Annotated in this window: 20 protein-coding genes, 1 pseudogene and 1 riboswitch; of the genes and pseudogenes, 18 read left to right on the forward strand and 3 right to left on the reverse strand. The window is 32.4% G+C overall.

Annotated elements, in window-relative coordinates; genetic code table 11:
• From QRN68_RS07170 to QRN68_RS07180, 3 genes are all read left to right on the forward strand, one after another.
• Positions 1–753: RNA-dependent RNA polymerase family protein (locus QRN68_RS07170; RefSeq protein WP_481817436.1), on the forward strand; the 753-nt coding region annotated here is incomplete at its 5' end.
• A 68-nt stretch (positions 754–821) separates the two neighbouring features.
• Positions 822–1,706: a phospholipase D-like domain-containing protein gene (locus QRN68_RS07175; RefSeq protein ID WP_285396082.1), complete on the forward strand. Its 885-nt coding sequence runs from the start codon at positions 822–824 to the stop codon at positions 1,704–1,706.
• A 125-nt stretch (positions 1,707–1,831) separates the two neighbouring features.
• Positions 1,832–1,969 carry a hypothetical protein gene (locus QRN68_RS07180; RefSeq protein ID WP_285396083.1) on the forward strand — a complete coding sequence of 46 codons (138 nt, stop codon included), beginning with the start codon at positions 1,832–1,834 and terminating at the stop codon, positions 1,967–1,969.
• Between the two features lie 171 nt (positions 1,970–2,140).
• On the opposite strand, the gene QRN68_RS07185 is transcribed toward QRN68_RS07180, so the two are convergent.
• Positions 2,141–2,410 carry a reverse transcriptase domain-containing protein gene (locus QRN68_RS07185; protein ID WP_285396084.1) on the reverse strand — a complete coding sequence of 90 codons (270 nt, stop codon included), beginning with the start codon at positions 2,408–2,410 and terminating at the stop codon, positions 2,141–2,143.
• Between QRN68_RS07185 and QRN68_RS07190 the strand changes: the two genes are divergently transcribed.
• From QRN68_RS07190 to QRN68_RS07225, 8 genes and pseudogenes are all read left to right on the forward strand, one after another.
• Positions 2,403–2,804 carry a GIY-YIG nuclease family protein gene (locus QRN68_RS07190; protein ID WP_285396086.1) on the forward strand — a complete coding sequence of 134 codons (402 nt, stop codon included), beginning with the start codon at positions 2,403–2,405 and terminating at the stop codon, positions 2,802–2,804. The genes QRN68_RS07185 and QRN68_RS07190 overlap by 8 nt on opposite strands.
• A 57-nt stretch (positions 2,805–2,861) precedes the next feature.
• Positions 2,862–3,707, forward strand: a complete 846-nt coding sequence (locus QRN68_RS07195; protein ID WP_285396087.1) for an ATP-binding protein — start codon at positions 2,862–2,864, stop codon at positions 3,705–3,707.
• A 132-nt stretch (positions 3,708–3,839) separates the two neighbouring features.
• Entirely contained in the window at positions 3,840–4,334 is a 495-nt protein-coding gene (locus QRN68_RS07200; RefSeq protein ID WP_285396088.1) for a winged helix-turn-helix domain-containing protein, read from the forward strand.
• 242 nt (positions 4,335–4,576) lie between these two features.
• The gene (locus QRN68_RS07205; RefSeq protein ID WP_285396089.1) at positions 4,577–4,771 is read left to right on the forward strand and encodes a hypothetical protein; all 195 of its coding nucleotides are present in this window, start codon (positions 4,577–4,579) and stop codon (positions 4,769–4,771) included.
• A 32-nt stretch (positions 4,772–4,803) separates the two neighbouring features.
• On the forward strand, positions 4,804–4,929 hold the full coding sequence (locus tag QRN68_RS07210) for a hypothetical protein (protein ID WP_285396090.1): 126 nt from the start codon (positions 4,804–4,806) through the stop codon (positions 4,927–4,929).
• 205 nt (positions 4,930–5,134) lie between these two features.
• Positions 5,135–6,106, forward strand: coding sequence for a hypothetical protein (locus tag QRN68_RS07215; RefSeq protein WP_285396091.1), 972 nt, complete (start codon positions 5,135–5,137; stop codon positions 6,104–6,106).
• Between the two features lie 263 nt (positions 6,107–6,369).
• On the forward strand, positions 6,370–8,208 hold the full coding sequence (locus tag QRN68_RS07220) for a DUF4365 domain-containing protein (protein WP_285396092.1): 1,839 nt from the start codon (positions 6,370–6,372) through the stop codon (positions 8,206–8,208).
• 363 nt (positions 8,209–8,571) lie between these two features.
• Positions 8,572–9,436: pseudogene (locus QRN68_RS07225) on the forward strand (transposase); the annotation flags it as partial.
• A 279-nt stretch (positions 9,437–9,715) separates the two neighbouring features.
• On the opposite strand, the gene QRN68_RS07230 reads toward QRN68_RS07225, so the two are convergent.
• Positions 9,716–10,996 carry a Na+/H+ antiporter NhaC family protein gene (locus QRN68_RS07230; protein WP_285396093.1) on the reverse strand — a complete coding sequence of 427 codons (1,281 nt, stop codon included), beginning with the start codon at positions 10,994–10,996 and terminating at the stop codon, positions 9,716–9,718.
• 106 nt (positions 10,997–11,102) lie between these two features.
• Positions 11,103–11,210, reverse strand: a riboswitch (SAM riboswitch).
• Positions 11,211–11,832: 622 nt separating this feature from the next.
• Here QRN68_RS07230 and QRN68_RS07235 point away from each other — a divergent pair.
• From QRN68_RS07235 to QRN68_RS27065, 4 genes are all read left to right on the forward strand, one after another.
• The gene (locus QRN68_RS07235; RefSeq protein ID WP_285396094.1) at positions 11,833–13,206 is read left to right on the forward strand and encodes a hypothetical protein; all 1,374 of its coding nucleotides are present in this window, start codon (positions 11,833–11,835) and stop codon (positions 13,204–13,206) included.
• A gap of 9 nt (positions 13,207–13,215) precedes the next feature.
• A complete protein-coding gene (locus tag QRN68_RS07240) occupies positions 13,216–14,772 on the forward strand; it encodes a hypothetical protein (RefSeq protein WP_285396095.1) in 1,557 nt (518 codons plus the stop codon).
• A 588-nt stretch (positions 14,773–15,360) separates the two neighbouring features.
• Positions 15,361–16,542, forward strand: coding sequence for a DUF7309 domain-containing protein (locus tag QRN68_RS07245; RefSeq protein WP_285396096.1), 1,182 nt, complete (start codon positions 15,361–15,363; stop codon positions 16,540–16,542).
• Between the two features lie 26 nt (positions 16,543–16,568).
• Positions 16,569–16,700 (forward strand): hypothetical protein, encoded by a 132-nt coding sequence (locus QRN68_RS27065; RefSeq protein ID WP_481817437.1) that lies wholly within the window; start codon positions 16,569–16,571, stop codon positions 16,698–16,700.
• A 429-nt stretch (positions 16,701–17,129) separates the two neighbouring features.
• Here the strand turns inward: QRN68_RS27065 and QRN68_RS07250 are convergent, their stop codons facing one another.
• Positions 17,130–17,408: a hypothetical protein gene (locus QRN68_RS07250; RefSeq protein ID WP_285396097.1), complete on the reverse strand. Its 279-nt coding sequence runs from the start codon at positions 17,406–17,408 to the stop codon at positions 17,130–17,132.
• Between the two features lie 666 nt (positions 17,409–18,074).
• Between QRN68_RS07250 and QRN68_RS07255 the strand changes: the two genes are divergently transcribed.
• The 3 genes from QRN68_RS07255 (at position 18,075) to QRN68_RS07265 (ending at position 21,279) form a co-directional block, all read left to right on the forward strand.
• The gene (locus QRN68_RS07255; RefSeq protein WP_285396098.1) at positions 18,075–19,556 is read left to right on the forward strand and encodes a DUF7309 domain-containing protein; all 1,482 of its coding nucleotides are present in this window, start codon (positions 18,075–18,077) and stop codon (positions 19,554–19,556) included.
• Between the two features lie 289 nt (positions 19,557–19,845).
• A complete protein-coding gene (locus tag QRN68_RS07260; RefSeq protein ID WP_285396099.1) occupies positions 19,846–20,889 on the forward strand; it encodes a Fic family protein in 1,044 nt (347 codons plus the stop codon).
• A 231-nt stretch (positions 20,890–21,120) separates the two neighbouring features.
• Positions 21,121–21,279, forward strand: coding sequence for a DNA/RNA helicase domain-containing protein (locus QRN68_RS07265; RefSeq protein WP_285396100.1), 159 nt, complete (start codon positions 21,121–21,123; stop codon positions 21,277–21,279).
• Positions 21,280–21,350 lie beyond the last annotated feature (71 nt).

The raw sequence follows: 21,350 nt of genomic DNA on the forward strand, positions 1-21,350 counted from the left end.
ACGGCTATTCGTTGTGCGTACCGAAAAGGTGCGCTTTTTTATATTTCGGGCTTACAAAGAAAAGAGCGAGGGAAACCTAAAGTACGTAAAATCTTTTATGCAGCCCATATGGATAGATACATTTATAAATATTATGGTGACTTATTAAACGAAGCTTATGAGACATACGCATCTAACAACCAAATCGATGATAGTGTCATAGCATATCGAAATAATAAACTCGGCAAAAATAATATCGATTTTGCATTTGAAGTATTCGATCATCTATTTAAGTTTGAAAATGCAGTTGTCATCTCGAGTGATTTTACAAAGTATTTCGATAATATTTCACATCAAACATTGAAGCGGAATATTAGAAAGGTTTTAGGTGTAGAAACCTTAAAACGAGATTGGTATCAAGTGTTTAAGAACCTTACACAATTTACTTATGTAAAAAGGGAAGACATTGATAAGTTTTTAGAAGAGAAATATGGAAGAACATTAAATAAAAAAATCAAGACACATCAAATTAATCGAATCATGACTTCAAGTGAATTTAGTGAATTTAAAAAGAAGTATTTAGAACTAAACCCTAAACCGGATTCTTATGGCATTCCACAAGGATCAAGCATGAGTGCAGTTTTCTCTAATGTGCATTTAATTGATTTTGATAAAGAAATATACGAGTGGTGCAAGCAAAAGTCTGCTAATGCCATGTATAGAAGGTATTGTGATGACTTAATTGTAATTATTCCTCTTGACCTGAAGAAATAAATTGGAGTATATTAGAAACTTTTAGGTGATGGGAACGTAGAAGAGATAAGTAGAAGGGGATGAAACTAGTGACAGAGATATATTTTGATGAGTTGTATAGTGTAGTTGTAAACAATCTAAAAAGAGCAAAAGAAGAAGTGAAAGTTGCGGTTGCATGGATTAATTTTGATTTATATAATCGAATATTCCAAGAGTTATTAAGTAAAGGTGTTAGGTTAAGTATTATCATTAATGATGACTTTATTAATTTTAAACACAACGATAAGATTCAAAATTTAATTAATAACGGAGCGAATGTAAAAAAAATTAAGATGCCAAGATATAATAATAGAATGCACAATAAGATTTGCATTATAGATAATCAAATAGTGTTAACGGGTTCATATAATTGGAGTAAAAATGCTGCCAATAACTTTGAAAATTTAGTAGTGATAGAAGAAAAGGTTTGTGCTAATAAAGTAAATCGAGAGTTCGAATATATATGGAATACACCAAAAGAAGAGCTAAGTAAGTTACAGGAAGTTGAATATTGCAAACAATGCAATGATTTTCTATTGAATTTAATCGTGATTAAATTTAACGTTGATAAGTATGAACATGCTGAGTATAAACTAGTCAGGTACTGTGGATGTGATAAATACTCTATTATAAAAAGCGATTATTTAGATGTTAGGTTTGAAACTACTCTAAACGGAATTATAGATCAATTTGAAGATGATAAATTAGATTTTCCAGATGAAATAGACCAATTAAAGATGCTATATGATAATAGTATTCAAGTATTACTTACAAGTGTATTTGAAGATGAAAAAATCGATGCTATAGGGATAATTAGTGGGGAGGTTTTACCTTTTAATTATGAAACAATATATCAAACGAATATTTATTGGAAAAAACGTTTTAAATCAAATTTAATAGAAGATTCTTATGAAGAAATATTCGATTTATTATGACATCAGCAGCTTGCTAACCGCTTGCTGCTTTTTATTTGTGTGCCGGGCATGTCCGGCAACTAGGTGATGAGAGTTCACTGTGGGCGTTGGGATATGCGAACCACTAGCCAAGTGCAAGGGTGTCCATGGTGACGTGGAATCTGAAGGAAGCAGGCGGCAAAACCTTGGTCCGAGGTATACGAATCACATTCGAGGTTGTTCTGACTGGACGAGATTGCGAAACAAATCAAAATCCAAAATATCCACGGAAGTTAGTGCAATAAATGTGGCGGATAGATGAGGTGAAAGTGGACGGACTTACCCCGGGAGATCTGATGAATACCTGGAAACAGAACCTATTTAGCGATAGATAGCTGAATCATCAGAAGTCAGCAGAAGCCATACTACCAGTAATGGGAAGGGCTGAACGAAAGGAGTAAACATGGAAGGGCACATTATATGACAGTGAAGACACAGCCAATCATAAGACTTTCCGTTGCCTTGAAACGCAGAACGTGAATCGCGCAACGAGAAGAATCGTCTGCATACCGCTCAAACGGTGATTGAGGATTTGTCCGTACCATCCACATATCAAATGCATAGTGCAAGAATAGATTCGCAAGTACAGGACTTATCACACCACCTTGCGGTGTACCACTACTCCGGTCAATCTTGTGACCTTTCGAATTGATAAATGGTGCTTTGAGCCATCTCTCTATGTACATCAATATCCACGGTTCACGTCCTAATTTGAATTCAACAGGTGTCTACATGTTATTCGGCCGTAATGAGGATGATAAAGAAGCTGTATACATAGGTGAAGCAGAGGAAGTATTTAAACGCTTGCAGGACCGTCTACGAGAAAAAGATTTTTGGAATGAAGTAATTGTATTCATTAGTAAAGATGAAAACTTAAATAAGGCTCATATTAAATACATTGAAAACAAGATATATGAAAAAGCAAAAGCTACAAATCGTAATTTCGTAATGAATGAAAGTTGCTTTGACTATAACAATTTTTATATTCAAAGTTTATACAATAAGGGTTTTAGGTTGATAAAAAAATATCATTCTTGTTACAAAATTGCCTATTTTATACTTTTGTTACTTTTAATTTGAGGTATAGAATGATAGATTGCTATGATATAAGTAATTTATATGTAGGAGGACTATTGTTTGAAGATATTATTACCTAATATTGTGAGTTCAATTGCAAGTATTGATAGTTTTAATCAGCAGATTTATGCAGCAATTGAAAAGAAATATAAAACTATAGTAATTGATGCTTCAAATTTGGTGTTTATAACGCCATTAGGAATGATAAGTATGATCTTAGGGATTAAAAATTTAAATAAGTATATGGATGTTTATTTGGATTTAAATAAATGCGAAATTGTTTCGTATCTTGAAAGATTAAATTTTTTTGAGTACATACCTAAGAATATTATTAGTAATTGTTGCTTAGAAGAATATAAGTCAAGAAATAGAAATGATACGAGTTCCATTTTATTAGAGATATTACCTCTGACAGACGATGACGATTTAGAGTGTATGACAGACTCTATTTTAAAAATTTTTTCTGAGAATAATCTATCATCTAAAGTTGTAAATAATATAGTAAATATTACAACAGAGTTAGGCACAAATATTTATCATCATAGCGAAGGGCAAGGGTATGTAACTGTTCAACTTTATAAAAAATCTAGTAAAATACGAATTGGTATCGCAGACGATGGAATTGGTATTATAAATAAATTTAAAGTAAAAGCTACTGCAACGGATAATCAGCATGAAATCTTGAGAAAGGCTTTTATGAAGAATGAAACTACTAGGGAAGATGCTGGCGGTTTAGGACTTAATACAATGCGAGTAAATTCTTTTGCGGATAGTTTTAAAAACAGTAGTGTTTTACTTAAGACAGGAAATAATATATATAATATTCTTTGTAGGGATATTCAAATTTACAAAACAACATCATTTTATCCAGGAACTTATTATGATTTCTGTATTGAGATAGCTTGACAGAAAATAAAATATATAATAATTTATAGTTAACGTTATCAAAAAAAAAATTGAAACCAGGGGGTGGGTATTATTGCGACATCACTTTGTCCGGAATTAATTAGTAATAAGCACCTTATTAGTAGGATTAAAGTGGCACCAATCAAAGAAGAAATTATAAACATAATTTCAAAAGCGGAAGTGAATACAGTATTCTATTATGATTTTAAGGATGTACAAGCAATAAATAGTTCTGGAGTCGATGAAGTAATCAGTAAAATAATACGATATTTATGTGAACATGAAAAAGATAAATACTTATACTTTATTAATTTAAATAATAAAGATCATGAGCACACTTATAATATCGAAACTACTTTATCTGGCACAAAGCTAGCGATTGTTGAAAGGTTGTCTGACGGGAAGGCTAATTTTATAGGTGATATTTCTGGGACACATATTAAAATTCTAGAAAGTATATATCAATTTAAAAAAACTACTGCTAGAGAAATTGCTGATTTACTCAACAAACAGCCAAATTTAATTAGTACACATTTAAATACTCTTTATAAACAAAGGTTGATTAAAAGAGTAGAGGAACCACTTTTAGAAGGTGGTAGACAATATATATATGAAAGTATTTTTTAAGGAAGGGAACCTTCCTTAAAAAAATATCTAGGTATCAATTTTAAAATTGAAAACGATGCTAGCAAACTGAAAGGTGGTGAATAAATGAGTATAAATAATCTAACAATTATTTTACGAATGTGCATGCTGAAAATATAGAGAAAGCTATTGAGATTATGTTTAGCCTTAATGCTAAAGATTTATTAATATTTTGGGTTATTTCTATACTTGGACTAGCGTTGTAGATATCGGCAATAGTAATAATGTTAAAAGTAACTTGGGAATCCTTTAAATACTCTTATTTTGAATATAATATAGGGATCCATGTTATATTAACAATTCTAGTTTTGGGTATTGCAGCAGCAACTACTTTTTATGCATTAAAAGCAATTATAGGTGTATTTTTTGTTGCAATAATAACATTTTGTTTATTGTTTTTAAACGATAAAAAGAAGTAGTAAGTTTATTAGGGAAAGAGGTGAGCGTAAAGATGGTAAAACATTCTGGCGGAAAAGTTGGAAAAGCAGGTAAAACTTTAAGTAGCAAGAAAAGTACAAAAAAGCAAAAAAGTAAAGCTGCTAAAATACTAAAGAAACATCAAGATGACAAGCATTGAAAGTACAATGGCGGCAACCAATTATACTTTCACTTGTAATGAATACGTGCTTAATTAACGGCAATTAATTAAGTAAGATACTCTAAGTATTGATTAACTACAGCACTATTTTAAATTCCTTTTAAAATAAAATCAATCAAATACTTAGAGTATTTCCTTACAAAACGATTTAAGCATAATCAAATAAGTATACGGAGGTACAATGATGCAATTTTCTAAGTATTTTAATTTAAATGGTTATTCTCAGAAGGACTTTGAATTTATAGACATTAGAGTTGACTGGGACAATAAATTATTTATTGATCCAACTCGTATAGAAGCTGAAAATGATAGTTTAGCTGTTGAATGCGACCAAATTATCCTAGATTTTTTTAATACTATCTTAGATTTATATTGCGCAAATAAAATTAACGAAGCTCGTGGCAATTTAGTGTATTCTGGTGAATCGAATGAAATATATTTAGGATATACAGAAGGATTCCCACAAGGTACTGGAAATAGTGAAGAAGAGCTAAATGAAATTTTCAATAATATTCATATTAATGAGTTAATTTCCAAAGGTTTAATTGGTCGAATCGAAGACTTACATGTTTTTATAGATAACTTTGGGTGCGATAAAATGTCTGATTTGATTGCAAGTTTAATAAAAAAGAAACTTGTAGAATTTACGATTCAGCAATGTGAGATATACAATATTAACAGAGATTTTAAATTAACTAAAAATTTCTGGAATCATGTGAGTAATGAGTGGGAAGAATTTACAGAATGTGTACCTAGCGTTAAAGGACCAGGTAATAGAGATTTCCCAGTTGTTCTTGTACCTAAGAGATTTATAGTGAGTGATTATTTATATGATGCGGAGAAATATTGGGAAAAGATTGTGAGTATTAGAAGACAAGAACACCATAAACAAGAACGAACGCAGTTATATATTAATAAAGCGAATAATAGGGGGCAATTGAATAAGAAAGAAATTTTGGATTATGAATCTGAAGGTAGGAGCTTAAAAGAGTATCTTATTGATTATACAGAGAATGATTTAAGTGCGATTAATAGCTTTAGACAAGGTATAAAAAATACACAGAGATCTAATGAAAATAACGCTTTATCTGATGAAGAAATAGATAAAATTGTTAATGAGTCGATAGATAAATTGTCAGTTGGTAAAGTCGTTTAATATTAATAAAAATTGCCTAAAAAATCATTTCCATTTCTAAAAAATCCAATAAATATTATCAAATAAATTCCTTTATGATAGGTAACGAAACGGTCAAAAAACTAAAGACGCTGACATATAAGCTTTTAATTTTACTACTTCCTAAATTCACAATGCTAGATATAGAGCAAAATTATTGTTTAATGAATGCAAATCACAGTTTAAAGTAATCAATATAAAAAAATGAAAACTATTAAATAGAAAAACAATCGTGGTGAGGTAAAATGAAAGAAGTACGAAGAAGTAATCCACAAAAAATTGGAGATGCAGGAGAAAGTATATTAAAAACTGCGCTTACATTTCATGGATCTGTAAATAAATTTGAAACTGATATGGGAATTGATTTTATTTGTTCGATGATTTCAGAAAGGGGAGAATATACTGGGGAAACTTTTTTGGCTCAGTGTAAAGGAACTGAAAGTTATGATTCATTTAAAAATGAATTTAATGTAAGTGTAAAAACTTCGACCGTTAGATATTGGATGAAACAACGGAATTTAACTTTTCTGTTTTGTGTTGATATAGACACAGAAAAGATATACTGGGTAAATCCTATTGAACAGCTTGAAGATAAAATGAAAATAATTGCTGATAATCAGCAAACTATCACTATCAAAGTTCCTCAAAAAAACATATTTACAAAGAATTCATTTCCTGAAGAAATGTTTAATTGTATGAAAAGGTTCGATGAAAAATTATTTAGTGGTTATTTTGTACAAGTTAATAAAGATATGGATACTTTTTCAAATGCTGATTATTTTTCAGATGATATAGTTGTTTCTGACGGAATTGAATGTATAAATATAAAATGTAGGAATGTTCATTTAACTGGATTCTACTGGAGCCATAAGGAATATCATAGTGGTGGATCATGTTTGATCCAAATAGTCCGACATGTAAAAAAAGCGGAAAACGACTTAACTTTTAACCATCAACAAATTCTGAATTTATTTTATCAAGGAATGAATACCAATCTTGATTATGGCATGCGAAAATATGTAAAAGAATTTATGGAAAATGACGGACAATTTATTGTGGACTTAGGCAACAGTAGAATTTATTTATACCCTGATGAAGTTAAGGATTTATGTAGAGTAATCGATACTTTCGCGGAAAGATATTTGCGAAGAATAACTAAGTACTTAAAACAAATAGGTAGCTTGGGATTCGAACCTTTTAAGAAAGATTTGAAGTTATACAAATTAATGACAGTTGATATAAAAATCTGGAAATTAATGATTTCTTACACGAAAAGTCATATATTTAGTAATGGTTCTTATGAAGCAGATTATAAATTTTCCCAAACGGTTAACGAGGATAGTATTGAATTACTAAATAAAGATGGCAATACCCTATTTCTTATAGAAGGTTATCGTAAACTGACATACTTTAATACTGAAAACATTAAGGTGGACATTGTTTGGAAATACTTAGATGAAGAATATTATAGAAACTCCCAAAACATACTCTACAGTGTTGCAGAAACGTATGAATTTATAGTGAGGGATTTACTCGCTAATATTTTTGTTAAGAAGAAAGAAGTAAAAAGAAAAGGATTATTTTGGAGTAAAATAGAAACTGAAGATATGAACTTAACCAAAGAAGAGATTGAAGAAATTATTCCCTGTTCGAATTATAAGATAGATAGAGATAAAATTAGCAGTATTAGAAATCTAGTTCATATCTTTACAACATTTAAAGACTTTTTGCGAAAGAAAAAATATCTCGATTTTGATGATACTCCATACAGAAATTTTTGTAAGTACGTAGAAAAAAGAATAGTTTCTGATTTGTCGAACTATAGTGAATATAGTGCAAATTGGTTCGGAATAGAAAAAAAAGAAAACGATGTTGTTCTTGAAACCATAAAATCATTAAAATCTAAAAAAGAAAAGGTAGATAGCTATTTGTATGCCAGTATCTTTAGTTATCTAGCTTCAATTTTGGCTGAATTTGCTGATAGTTTTAATACAGATGATCAATATTTACTTAATTTGTATAAGGACTTTTATAAAGTTATAAGTTGGTATAATGAGGAATCATTAGTTAAATTGTTGATTTAGTTATATTAGTTTATTTCATACAAAAAATGGATCGTGGGATCTACGTCAAATTGGAGTGGTAATCAACATATTAATAAAAAAAAATAATGGACATAAAGATATGATGATTGAAATATTCACCAATAATCCTGTGGTATAAAACTTTTAAGCAAGGAGCATTCCTGTTAGAAGGATTTTCAGGGGCTTGAAAAAGAAAAGTCCTCTTGTATGATGCATGAGTGTCAACGCCAAATTGACCCATCATCACACTGGAGGACTCCATTTATGCATTCTAATACGAACACTAGGCGTCGCATTAAAATAATTCAACATATTTTTTGAAACTGAATTTTCTGTAATGTTGTCTATGCCTAAAAAAGCCTTTATAAATTAAATTACTATACAAAGAAGCTTCATATCGCTTCATTCTTGAAATTATTACTGTTTGCGCAGCTAAATGAAAACGAAAGTCTACGTACCATTAGTGACACGATGTTATCAGATGACTTACAAAAAGCAACGTATTTAGAGTCCATCAGCTTTCACAGTTAGGTTGGCGATTAAAACAAGTGCCAACTGAGTTTTTTTAACGAATTTTTCTAGACTTAGTCGATCAAATTCATGAGAAAACGCATTTTGAGCAGAGCCGAAAAACCACAACACCACTGAAAGTCATTGATTCCAGCACACTGCCATTGAACTTAAACAACCTTGTTCGTACCCTGATAAAGCGGTACTGACGAATGCGAAAGAACATGATCGTGGTTAACTTGAAATTCTTATTGATGACAAGGAGTGCATGTACATGTTTGACCAATGCTATTTAGATTATGAGCGCTTTGACCGCATGGTATCGGATGAAATGATTTTGATTGGCAACACGCAGAATCGCGCTGAAAATGTATTTCGCCTTATCGAAGTACTGGATCCAAACGGTAAAGAGCTACATCTGGTAACGAATCGCTTTGATTTAATCGCAGATGAGATATGCTGAACTGTATAAATCACGCTGGGCAATCGAACTGTTTTTCAAATGGATGAAACAGCATCTGAACATTAAAAGTTCTACGGGCAAAGCGAGCAAGCTATGTATAATCAGGTGTACATTGCGATGATCGTTTACTGCTTAAACGTACTAGCACAGCTTCACACAAATAGTTCACGGACGTACTTACAAATTAGTAGGTACTTAAAAGCAACACCTGCACGTATTTGGCTTCAGGAAATTGAAGGAAATACGGTACCCTAAGGATTTTGAACTGTCCGTTGCCCCAGTTAAAGGTTATAGAAAAAAATGAATGTTTACTTCTCTATTTTAGTGTCTTTCATTTTCTTTAAAAACGAAAGAAGTAGAAAACAGAAAATTTAATTAAAATTTATGCGACGTTAGTGTTGTTTTTTTAAAATAGAATAGCATCAAATAAAAAATCCAATCGTTTTGATTAATCTTTTCTCAAAACAATTGGATTATTGCAATGTAAGATCAATATTTTCTAAAGCTACACCCATCACATTAAAGTGATAAAGTTCAGGCTTTCTTCTGTTTCGGGTATCCAATAAGGATAGCGATAATCCCGCAAATCCCTATCAAGATTGGATAGTAAGAGTATTGCAGGATACTCACTGGCGATATTCCGGCTACGCTTGCAGCTGCAAGGAATTGGGCTCCATATGGCAGAAGACCTTGGATAGTACAGGAGAAAATATCTAAAATACTTGCGGACTTTCTCGGCTCAATCCCATATTGGTCAGCAATGTTTTTTGCAAGTGGGCCAGCAATTAAAATAGCAATCGTATTATTGGCCGTAGATAAATTTGTTAGGCCAACAAGGCCGGCAATCCCAAATTCAGCACCCTTTTTCGATTTAATTCTTCGTGTTGCAAGGTGAAGTAGGAAGTCAATTCCTCCGTTAAACTTAATAACCTCCACCATTCCAGCTATTAATATCGCAAGAAATGCCATTTCATACATGCCTGACATTCCATCGCCAATCGTTTGCATAAGGCTCATTAAATGATAGCTGCCATCTGCTAAGCCAACAGCCCCGGCTAGAACAATCCCAAATGTCAGAACAAGGAAAACATTCATTCCAGCTAATGCTAAAATAATAACCAGAACATAGGGAACAATTTTTATCCAACTATAGCTTAAATGCTCTACTTGTGCCGTTTCACCCATTGTGATAACTCCTAAAATAATGCTCGTTATAATCGCTGCCGGCAACACAATCCAAAAATTCACCTTAAATTTATCCTTCATTTGTGCGCCTTGTGAACGAACGGCAGTAATTGTCGTATCTGAAATAATGGATAAATTATCGCCAAACATCGAACCGCCAACAATCGCTGCCATTACTAAAGCCATGGAAAGCTCGATGTGCTCGCTTATCCCAACTCCAATTGGCGCCAGTGCAACAATCGTTCCCACTGATGTACCCATTGATAGGGAGATAAAGCAGGCAATGATGAACAAGCCTACGACAAGCAGGTTTTGCGGAATGACCGATAAAGCAAAGTTGACAGTGGAGTCTACTGCCCCCATGCCTTTTGCTACTGATGAAAAGGCTCCAGCCAAGAGAAAAATAACAACCATCATCATGACATTTAAATTTCCTGCGCCTTTGCAAAAAATATCAACTTTTCGCGAAAACGATTCTTTTCGATTCATCGCCAGAGCCACAGCGCCCGAAATGGAAATGGCTACAATGACAGGAAAGGCATAAAAATCACCTGTAATAACCCCTGAACCAATAAATAAAATTAAAAAAACAACAAATGGGATCAGTGCCCATGGATTCTCTTTCTTCATTGTTCTACCTCCAAAAATTAAAATGGATACGTCCTTGTCCATTTTTTTCTAAAAAAAGACCTCTTCTTGAAATAACAAGAAGAGGTCTTATATTTATAAAACACTCCTCTTATCTATCAAGCCATTGCTTGCTGGATTTGGCACAGTAACTTAATCACTAAGTTCCGCTGCCGAGATCTCATAGGGCCAGTCCCTCCATCTCTCTTGATAAGAAGAAAAAATATATTATTTTTTGCACAATAATAAAAGTTTAAATTAAAACATCTATATTTGCAACATGTTTTAATCAAATATTATTTCAAAGTTACATAAAACTTTTTTAAGAAAAAAAAGCCCACTTTAAGGATACCAAAGTAAAAAAAGAGGATTAATTCATAAAGTGGTAAATTATTGCGAAAAAAAGAGGCTTTTAAAAAAAGAGAAGGACTTCTCCTTCTCATGAATGTAAACAGTGTAGCTTTATTTGTCATGTCAATTAAAGTAATTGACCTCACTTTTTACCTTTGTCTTGATTCTGCTGCTCGTCTTTAATCTTGGTATCAAAGCATGTTGTGTCATATATCTTCATGTTATTTACTTAACTATAACACTAAAGTATTCTACTACATCTATCCTAACAGAGGAGTATATTAATACAGCTATTTAAAAATTATATAAACATAACCAATTTATTGGTGGTGTTTTAAGGAATTAAGCCAATAAATTCTAAAAGGACATAAATTGTCCTTTGTATTTGTTATAATTTGTCTAATGTGGTTACTGAATTGAAGTGAAAATATAGAAGTTTTAAAACCACTGTAAAAAAGTAATATTATTATTGTTGAGGGGTGTTAGAGATGCACGAAGAAGAAATTAAATTAGTTGAATATATTAAGAAAGAGGTACCTCAAATTAATAGTAAGGGAAAGGTATATTTAAGAGGTGATATTCCAGAGAAAAAAATTAAAGTTGCTTTAAATTCTATAGCACCAGGCGTTTTTGAAAACATGATTAGAGTTTATGTTGACACTACAATATTCGGAAAAGGGGATGACGGATTTATAGTTACTACCTCTAGTTTATATTGTAAAGAGATTGGGGCGAATCCGATCCATATTCCTTTTGAAAAAATTGAGCGAGTAGAATTAACAAATAAAAAGTTGACAGTTACTTGTTTAGGTAAGACCGTTAATTTGTCGGGTACGGCATTTAAACTTCCTGAAACACAAGTTTTTTTAAATGAAATGAAAAATAGACATGAAAAGTTAAAGGATTTATCTGTTAAATGTACAACAGATAGAACTTTAGCTTTAGAAGAAATGGATGTGAAAGTTCAAATAAATTATTTGAAAACGTTAGTTGCATATGAGAAAAAAGTAATGGGGAATCTTTTATCTGCACCCTTTTCCGAAATTTTAGGGTTAATGACACAATTGAATTTTAAGCCAGAAATGAGACAAGAGATTAAAAGGTTTATTGTATCTGATAATGCAGATTTTGAAGAAATGCTTCAGACGACAGTTATTACAGCTCCTTACGGTAATATTGATAATGTTCAATATTCATTGTTAAAAGATATTATAAGATTAACGCGCTCAAGAGATAAGTCAAAGGCTAGTAATAATATAAATTTAATTTACGCAGGCGGTCTATTAAACTTATCTGGGAATTTAAAAGAGAAAATTGATTTTATCGAATCTGTAATTATTAATGATGAGAAATTAATTGATGGGCAGATTTCAGAAAAAGAATTTGAAAAAAATATAAAAAGTTTAATTGCAGGCGGTGCTGCGGTTGGAGTACCTGTTGCTGCTATTTATATTAGTGGCAGTGTAGTTGGGTTAAGTGCAGCAGGTATTACATCAGGTTTAGCTGCTTTTGGTTTTGGTGGACTATTAGGCTTTTCAAGTATGCTTACAGGAATCGGGGTTCTTATTGTTGGAGGAGTGGGAGTTTATACAGGTGTTAAATATCTTACTGGTGGAAAGCAACGTAAAGTAAGTTCTAAGAGAGAAAAAATGATTCAAGAAGTAATTAAAATACATCAAGCTACGATCAACGCATTAATTGAGGACATCAATTATTTTACTGAGGAATTGAATAGACTTTCACAAGATTATGAAGAAAATGCATTAAAAATTGCTAAGCTCATAGCAGAAATGCAGCTTTACAATGAAGCTTTAACTAAAATTAAATCCAAATCTTCATGTTTAGAATTAGTGGTAAAGTAGGTGTGGAAGTTGAAAGAAATTGAAAAAAGCCTTCAAGTTCAAAGACTTCAACTAAATGAAATGGAAATGCAATCAAGTTCTATGAAGAAAGTTGTTGATGAATTACATCAAGAATCTAATCGTCAAGATTCTTTAATTCAAAATGCAGAGACAGGAATGGCTGAATTAAGGGCACTTCTAAATGAGTTAGAAAGTACAAATGGTTTAGATACAGTACAAATAGATATTCCTGAACAAGAATTTTTAAATCAGAAGGAATTAGAGTTTTCTGCTACAAAACTCAATACTCTTTCATTAGATGCTATAGGCGGAAGTACGTGGGATGAATATTTTGAGAGTGTAAATCGTTATATTAAGGATCATCAACTGAGCCTAGCTAACGATCCAATGAAAAACCTTTTAACTCAACAACATCAGTTAGATATTTTAAATCGTATTAAGGACGATTATAAGTTTAAGACAGCAAAGTGTGATAAATATGATTATATGATTGCATCATTTTGTGGGATTGTAACGGGTTTAATAGATGCTTTTTTAGTTGGGGTACCTGGTTCAAGTGTTCTTGGTAAATGGACAGATGGACAAGTTGATAATGTAGTAACAAAATTTGCAAAAACAGTCTTTAGATTTGATAAGGCAAATGGTGCAAATGTTAGAACTGAGCCAAGCGGAATAGCATCTGCTATAGGATATTTAGAAAGGCGTTTTAAAGTAAATTATGATGCAAGGTATGCCAGTGATTTGGATTTAGGTGGAGAAACGTTAAACATGAATCCTAGTAATCATCATTTGAAATCACTGGGACATTCTCCAGATATAATCGGATTATTTTTCTCTATTTTAGATCAATTTACAGGAGAATCTAGTTTTATTTCAGATGGGAAAATTATTAGTGTTGAACCAGTAGAAGGGACAAATAAATTCCAATTACAAGGTAACACCTTTATCTCAAAAATTTTCGCAGGCTTTGCAAACTGGTTAGGGCATTTAATGTCTGATATTGCAGGTTCGAGTGGCACAAGAGGTCATGATGACGGGCGGAGAGGGGCAGGTATCCCTATTCCTTTCTACAACCTTTTCCAACTTTGTGATTTTGGGTCGATAAAAGTAAACGGTGATAATAAGACAATTGCTGAGTTCTCAACTAAAGTTTTTGAGGCAGGATATGATGCACGATTTGGTGCAACGATGGCAATTCCAGTAGTAATAAATGAATTACTTATAAAGTTAATGTGGTCTATAAAAAGTCTGTTTTATCATAAAAATAGCTTCAAAGATTCTCTACCTTTTGGGAATAGGCCTGAATTACGAAGAATGTTAGTAGTGGGTCATGGTGCATTATGTTTAGTAGATGCAGGAGATGCAGCGATTCGTTCAGGTGGAGAGGCATTATTATTTGCAACTCGTTTAAATATGGTTGCGTGGACTAGATTTGGTTTTGCAGCATTTAAAGAAGCAAGAGCTATTTATCTCTCTAAAGGAATAGATTTTGAATTATTAAATAAAGATTTGGGACTTGAATGGGAACGAGTATTAAAAGAGGCAAAAGAGCCGAATAATACCTGATTCGTCTTCAAAAGTGTTAGCTGATGCAGGAGAAAACGTTAAAAATACTTGCATTGTTATTAACATCGATTTAATCAAAATCTTCAGGTTTTCATAATTATGCTCCCTCCTTTTTTGGGTTATGTTAGTACCCTACCATTAGCAATAAAAGTTTCAAAATCAAGTTTCGCTATAAATTGAACAAAAATTGATAAAAATCAGAAAAAACGGACTATAATTATGGTTTGATATCACAGATGACCCTTATAAGAAAGAAAAGAAGTCTAGTAAAAACTAGACTTCTGAATTTAAATAGAGGTATAAAAGTACTCATAAAGTCTTATGGAGAACCTTATGCCACCAGTCTATAAAAGTTTCAAAATCAACTTTTGTTATCAATTGAACAAAAATTGATAAAAGTAAGTAAAATATAATTTACTTCTAAAATGTGAATTTTCTTAATTACAATATAGCGCTGTGCTAGACAACACTCAGGATGTTTTGCACAAATAAAACAGGGAAGTATTGCGGTTTGTGACGATTGATAAGGAATGGATTTTGAAGTATTGCAGAACAGATAGGTTGTTAGTAAAGTGAATAAGTTTTTATTTGGGTGATTCAGAATATACTGATTTTGAAATTGTAAAAAAAGATGGACGAGTATCTAAAGAAAAAAAATATTTTTTACCTGATAATGACACGGATTTTGATATAGAGGAGGAATTGGTCGCTGAATGGCTTCAAAAACCTGGTGATGAAGCCATGGCACATGTAATTGATACGAGTGAATCATTTACGATTCGATTAGAGAGCTGTGTGGATTTACCGATGAACTCTGAAACTCCTGTATGTATTGCTGGTATAGGCAATATTCATACGGGTAAATTAGACAAGATTAATGTAGAAGAAATTAATGAATGGTTACTGGAGGATGAAGAGGTAGATAGTTTACTAGAAAGCCTAGAGCCAAATTATTTTTCTTTGTTGGAGCTTGCTAATGACCTAAAAAAATTAAAGCCATTGCAATATTTAAGGGATGATGAAGTCGTTGTTATCGATTTTGCAGATTCAGATTACAAAGTACTTGTTTCTGTTATGGGAGCTGGTGGGGAAGAGTTTGGATTAATGATTTTTGACATGGAACATGGCTATGATAGTTTAGCGAAAATACTTTTTGAGAAAGATTTACCGAGCGATTTTTACTATAGCTTAAATGCTCTAACTGTGAATTTTGTTGATATAGAAGAGTTAGACTCAACGGATTATCAGCTAATCAAAGATTGTGGGTTGTCGTATAGGGGAAAGAAGAACTGGATTCAATTCCGCAGCTATTTGGAGGGAACGGATCCTGAAAGACCAAACGATCTAGGGATAGAGCTTTTAATTGATGTTGTAAGTACGATGATTAATATTATAGAAGCTCGGAAGGATGGCTGGGAATATCCACAGCTAGCCGCACATCAATATCCAGTGTTTAAAGTGCAAATGGATGGTGAATTACAAGAAATCTATATTTTGCAAATTCAGATACCCAAGCCAACGTATGAGTGCTACGTGGAAATTTCAATGTTTGAAAAAGCACAATATAAGAAAAAGCCTAAAAGCGCGTTACAACTAGAATATGATGTATTTTATATGCCATTTGGCGTAGAAACGGAACTAACGAACCACACAGTATATCCGATTGTTGGTATGCTTGTCGAACGAGGAAGCAATATGGTTATTGAAAACGAACTTTCCCTATACCTAAAACACCATAAAATGCACAAAGCATTTTATGGACATACTTAAAAAGCTTAGAGGTAAGACCAAGTAAAATATTTGTCTCTGAAGAGTTAAAACCGATGCTTCAACCACTAGCAAAAATTGTAGAGGTGGAACTTGTAGAAAGTGAACTCCCTAGTATTCAGGAAGTAATAGAATTTATGAAAAACCATGGATTTATTTGAAGAATAGTGATTAACCAGACCACACATTTCTGTGACTTTAGCAGAGTTAAATGTGTGGTTTTATAAATGGGAGTTTTTTCTTTGCATTTATTATATCGTTCTAATGCTTGGTCAGAAGGAGAAAAATGGAGTAAAGATTTGGTCTTTCTAAAGAAGCTGAATCAATCTATACTGGTCAAGGTTCAGATGTATTTTACTTCCTTTTTATATCTAATAAAGATAATGTACCAAACCCGATTACAGCTATACTTAAGCAAATAGTAGAAAATAGATTTTCGCCTAGTTTGACAATTAGTAGGATAAGACTTGTTATGAACATCAAGGGGATTGCGTATTTCGCTCTAAATTTATCCAATATGATAACACTCCCTATTCGTATAAATTCCTGAAGCATTTGCTTTACGAATGAAAACTGGATATTAGGGTTCATTAATACACCTGTTTATCTGACTTACTAAATTTATTAATAAGAAGTTGAATACTACTACCTAAAAGACCAAATATAATTACACCCGTCCATGGTACATTTGCTTTAAACATATTATCTTGTATATGAACATAAACAAGATTTTGACCAAAAATCGTGGGTTGAAAATTAAAAGATTCTACTTTAAATAACACAATAGCAATAGTTTCTAAAAATGTAATTAAAGTAAAGACAATAATACTAAATAGAAAAGCAACAACAATTTTATGTGATTTTTTCATCTCAACCTCACTGCCTTCCGATTTATTCTGAATTGTTTAATCATCCTTCTAACAGGAGTAAAACAATATTTGCTATATCATTTACTTCTCTTGTTAAATTTACTAGGTATCTTTTTTTAAAATAGATACTCGCTATTACTGCCATTACTATTTGTTTATGATATCGAATCCTCTCACGTGTCTAAGCGTTGAATATACATACTTCGTTCTACGATTGTTTTCACAATCATTCTCCTTTTTTCTGGTTATGTCAGTACCATACCATTTGCTTTAAAAGTTTCAAAATCAAGTTTTCCCTCTAATTGAACAAAAATTGATAAAGTCAGAAATTATCCTTTACTTCCGAAAAATGTGCAATTTTCTTAATTACACTACGGAGCTTTGCTAGAACAATACTTGAGGTGTTTTGTACAAATTAATGCGGTAGGATATTAAGATGTGTAACAATTCGGTAAGGAATGGTATTTGAATTGTTGCAGAATGGAGAGGTTGTTAGTAAAGTGAATAAAGAGTGGTTCACTTTGAAGATAGATACATTGTAGAAATATTCAATGAAGAGATGGAGCAAGGGGTAATTGCACTAGTGTTGCGATTGATTGTGTGAAAGCAGAGTAGGCCGTAGCTTCATAAGTATTGCTTTAACAATTAGAAGATGGAGGGTAAGCAATGATGATACAGTTGCATATAGAAAGTAAGAAAAAGCCGAAAATTTATCGAAAGTTTTTGTTGCCAGAGAAAAGTAGTTTTGCTTTGCTAGATGAGCTTTTACTACTAAGCTTTGATTTTGATATGTTGGGCTATTCTGATTTTGAAATTGTTAAAAAAGATGGACAAGTATCTAAAGAAAAGATTCAGTTTTTAACTGAAAATGACACGGATTTGGATACAGAGGATGAATTGGTAGCTGATTGGCTTCGAAAACCTGGTGATGAAGCCATTGCAGAAGTTATTGAAACCGATGAAATACTTACCATTCGATTAGAGAGCTCTGCGGATTTACCGATGGACTCTGAAACACCTACATGTATTGCTGGAGCAGGCAATATTCATACAGGTAAAGTAAATAAGATTAATGTGGAAGAAATTAATGAACGGATACGGGAGAATGCAGATATAGAAAGTTTTTTAGATTATCTAGGAAGCATAGAGCCAGATTATCTTTCTTTATTGGAGCTTGCGAATGAGCTTAAAAAATTAAAGCCATGGCAATATTTAAGAGATGATGAAATCGTTGTGATTGACTGCGAAGAAATTGAATACAAAGCACTTGTTTCTGTTATGGGTGCTGGTGGTCAAGATTTTGGATTAATGATTTTTGACATGGAAAATGGCTATGATAGCTTAGCGAAAATTCTTTATGAGAAAGATTTATCGAGCGATATTTCCTATAGCTTAAATGCTTTAACTGTGAATTTTGTTGATAGAGAAGAGTTAAATCCAGAAGATTATCAGTTAATTAAAGATTGTGGGCTGTCGTATAGAGGGAAGAAGAACTGGATTCAATTCCGTAGCTATCAGGAGGGAACGCATCCTGAAATACCAAACCCTCTAGAGGTAGAGTTTTTAATTAATGCTTTAGGTACGATGATTAATATTATAGAAGCTCGCAAGGTTGGCTGGGAATATCCCGAGGTAGCTGCACATCAATATCCAGTGTTTAAAGTGCAAATGGATGGTGACTTACAAGAAATCTATACTTTGCAAATTCAGACACCAAAGCCAACATATGAGTGCTACGAGGAAATTTCAATGTTTGAAAAAGCACAATATAAGAAAAAGCCTAAAAGCGCAGTACAACTAGAGTATGATGTATTTTACATGCCTTTTGGCGTAGAATCGGAACTAACGAACCGCACTGTTTATCCGATTATTGGTATGCTTGTTGAACGAGGAAGCAATATGGTAATTGAACACGAACTGTTCCCTATGCCTAAAACGCCACCAATTGCACAAAGTATTTTATGGGCATACTTAAAAAGCTTTGAGATCAGACCAAATAAAATATTTGTCTCTAAAGAGTTAAAGCCGATGCTTCAACCACTAGCAAAAATTATCGGGATAGAACTTGTAGAAAGTGAACTTCCTGGTATTCAAGAAGTGAGAGAATTTATGGAAAACATGCCAGTAGATTTATTTGAAGAAGAGTGAATAACGAGACCACACATTTCTGTGACTTTATTTGCACAGTTAAATGTGTGGTTTTTATAAATTATCCTACCATGGAAAATTCCAAGATCATGATGAGCATTCGGAGGAGACAGTGAATATTTGAGTGGTCAATTAATAAATAAACATATTCATTTAATTGTTAAATGAGTATGTTTATTTTATTATGAATATATTCGAAAACTAGATCATATTAAATAAACATAATCATTATTGTTTAAAATGACTATATTAAATTGCGTAATGAATATAATCGAAAGTGAGGTAAATGATGAGAATATATAATTATGGACAGCTAAAGCAATTGATGATGCCGATGGAGACGGTAAACTTAATTGCGAAAATTAATGAATATAAAGGGAAACGGGAGCTATATAAGCAACAAGCTCCACAAATTTTACATACATTAAAAGATGTGGCTATTATTCAGTCGACAAAGGCATCTAATGCAATTGAAGGAATTGTTATTACAGATCAGCGCTTAAAAAGTATCATGGCAAATGATATAAATCTTCAAGATCGTTCTGAAGGGGAAATTGTTGGTTATCGAGATGTTTTGCAATTAATTCATTCTTCATTTGACGCAATTCCAGTGAGAGAAAATGTGATTTTGCAGTTGCATAAAGAAATGTATAAATACATCGGTATTGAAGGTGGACGATGGAAAAATGTTGATAATGTCATTAGTGAGACGTTTTCGGATGGAACAAAACGGATTCGATTTGAGCCAGTATCGGCATTTGAAACGCCGATTGCTATGAAACAATTATGTGAAGAATTGCGTGAAAGAATTTCGAAGTCAGATGTAGAGCCACTTATTTTAATTAGTGTATTTATTTTAGACTTTTTATCCGTGCATCCATTTAATGATGGGAATGACCGCATGGCACGGTTGTTAACGCTATTGTTGTTATATCAATTTGGATTTGAAGTAGGCCGCTATATCAGTCTTGAGAAAATTATTGAGGACTCAAAAGAAGAGTATTGTGAGACATTAAGAAAATCCTCCATTGGCTGGCATGAAAATATAAATGATATTTTCCCATGGGTGAATTATTTTTTAGGCACATGTGTAGCAGCATATAAGGATTTAGAAAGTCGTGTTGGAATGATTGAGTCACAAAAGGGAAGTAAGAGTCAACGTATTCATGCATTTATTGAAAAGAAATTAGGCTATTTCACAAAAGCAGATATCCGTAATGCTTGTCCAGATGTGAGTGAAGCAACAATTAATCGTGTATTAAATGAATTGAAAGAACAGAAAATCATTGCGCCTGAAGGATTAGGGCGTAATGCGAAGTGGAAGAAGCTATAGCAGTATTACATGCTAGTATAATAAGCAATATCAAAAATGTTTATAAACAAATAACTTTCATAATGGCGTGTAGACTGGTATCAGATTAGCACGCCATTTTTTTCATTGGACACTCACAAAAAATAATTGGTTTAAGTCGAGTAGTTTCAGCAGTTGATTTCTACATAAGAAAGACGGGGCATTTATTATATAACGGAAGAAAGGGACAATTACAAAATTCCATAGAACATAATGTATAGCTGGGTAGAACAAAAATCCACTATAAAAGAAGCGGAATCAAACTATACTGTTCAAGGTTTCGATTTAAGCTATGTGGGTGTAATAATAAGTCTATTTTATCCGATTGTATTTTATTTCCTTTTTATATTCAATAAAGATCATACGCCATAACCGACTACAGCTATACTTAAGCAAATAGTAGATAATAGATTTTCATCTATCTTGCTCATTAGTAGGATAAG

Source organism: Lysinibacillus sp. fls2-241-R2A-57, assembly GCF_030209535.1.
Taxonomy (GTDB): domain Bacteria; phylum Bacillota; class Bacilli; order Bacillales_A; family Planococcaceae; genus Lysinibacillus.

What these genes read in the sequence shown, in the direction of transcription:
- QRN68_RS07180 (WP_285396083.1), top strand. Translation starts at nt 1,832, where the DNA reads ATGGTGACGTGGAATCTGAAGGAAGCAGGCGGCAAAACCTTGGTCCGA.
- QRN68_RS07190 (WP_285396086.1), top strand. Translation starts at nt 2,403, where the DNA reads ATGTACATCAATATCCACGGTTCACGTCCTAATTTGAATTCAACAGGT.
- QRN68_RS07185 (WP_285396084.1), bottom strand. Translation starts at nt 2,410, where the DNA reads ATGTACATAGAGAGATGGCTCAAAGCACCATTTATCAATTCGAAAGGT.
- QRN68_RS07205 (WP_285396089.1), top strand. Translation starts at nt 4,577, where the DNA reads ATGTTAAAAGTAACTTGGGAATCCTTTAAATACTCTTATTTTGAATAT.
- QRN68_RS07210 (WP_285396090.1), top strand. Translation starts at nt 4,804, where the DNA reads ATGGTAAAACATTCTGGCGGAAAAGTTGGAAAAGCAGGTAAAACTTTA.
- QRN68_RS07215 (WP_285396091.1), top strand. Translation starts at nt 5,135, where the DNA reads ATGCAATTTTCTAAGTATTTTAATTTAAATGGTTATTCTCAGAAGGAC.
- QRN68_RS07220 (WP_285396092.1), top strand. Translation starts at nt 6,370, where the DNA reads ATGAAAGAAGTACGAAGAAGTAATCCACAAAAAATTGGAGATGCAGGA.
- QRN68_RS07230 (WP_285396093.1), bottom strand. Translation starts at nt 10,996, where the DNA reads ATGAAGAAAGAGAATCCATGGGCACTGATCCCATTTGTTGTTTTTTTA.
- QRN68_RS07235 (WP_285396094.1), top strand. Translation starts at nt 11,833, where the DNA reads ATGCACGAAGAAGAAATTAAATTAGTTGAATATATTAAGAAAGAGGTA.
- QRN68_RS07250 (WP_285396097.1), bottom strand. Translation starts at nt 17,408, where the DNA reads ATGAAAAAATCACATAAAATTGTTGTTGCTTTTCTATTTAGTATTATT.
- QRN68_RS07255 (WP_285396098.1), top strand. Translation starts at nt 18,075, where the DNA reads ATGATGATACAGTTGCATATAGAAAGTAAGAAAAAGCCGAAAATTTAT.
- QRN68_RS07260 (WP_285396099.1), top strand. Translation starts at nt 19,846, where the DNA reads ATGAGAATATATAATTATGGACAGCTAAAGCAATTGATGATGCCGATG.
- QRN68_RS07265 (WP_285396100.1), top strand. Translation starts at nt 21,121, where the DNA reads ATGTATAGCTGGGTAGAACAAAAATCCACTATAAAAGAAGCGGAATCA.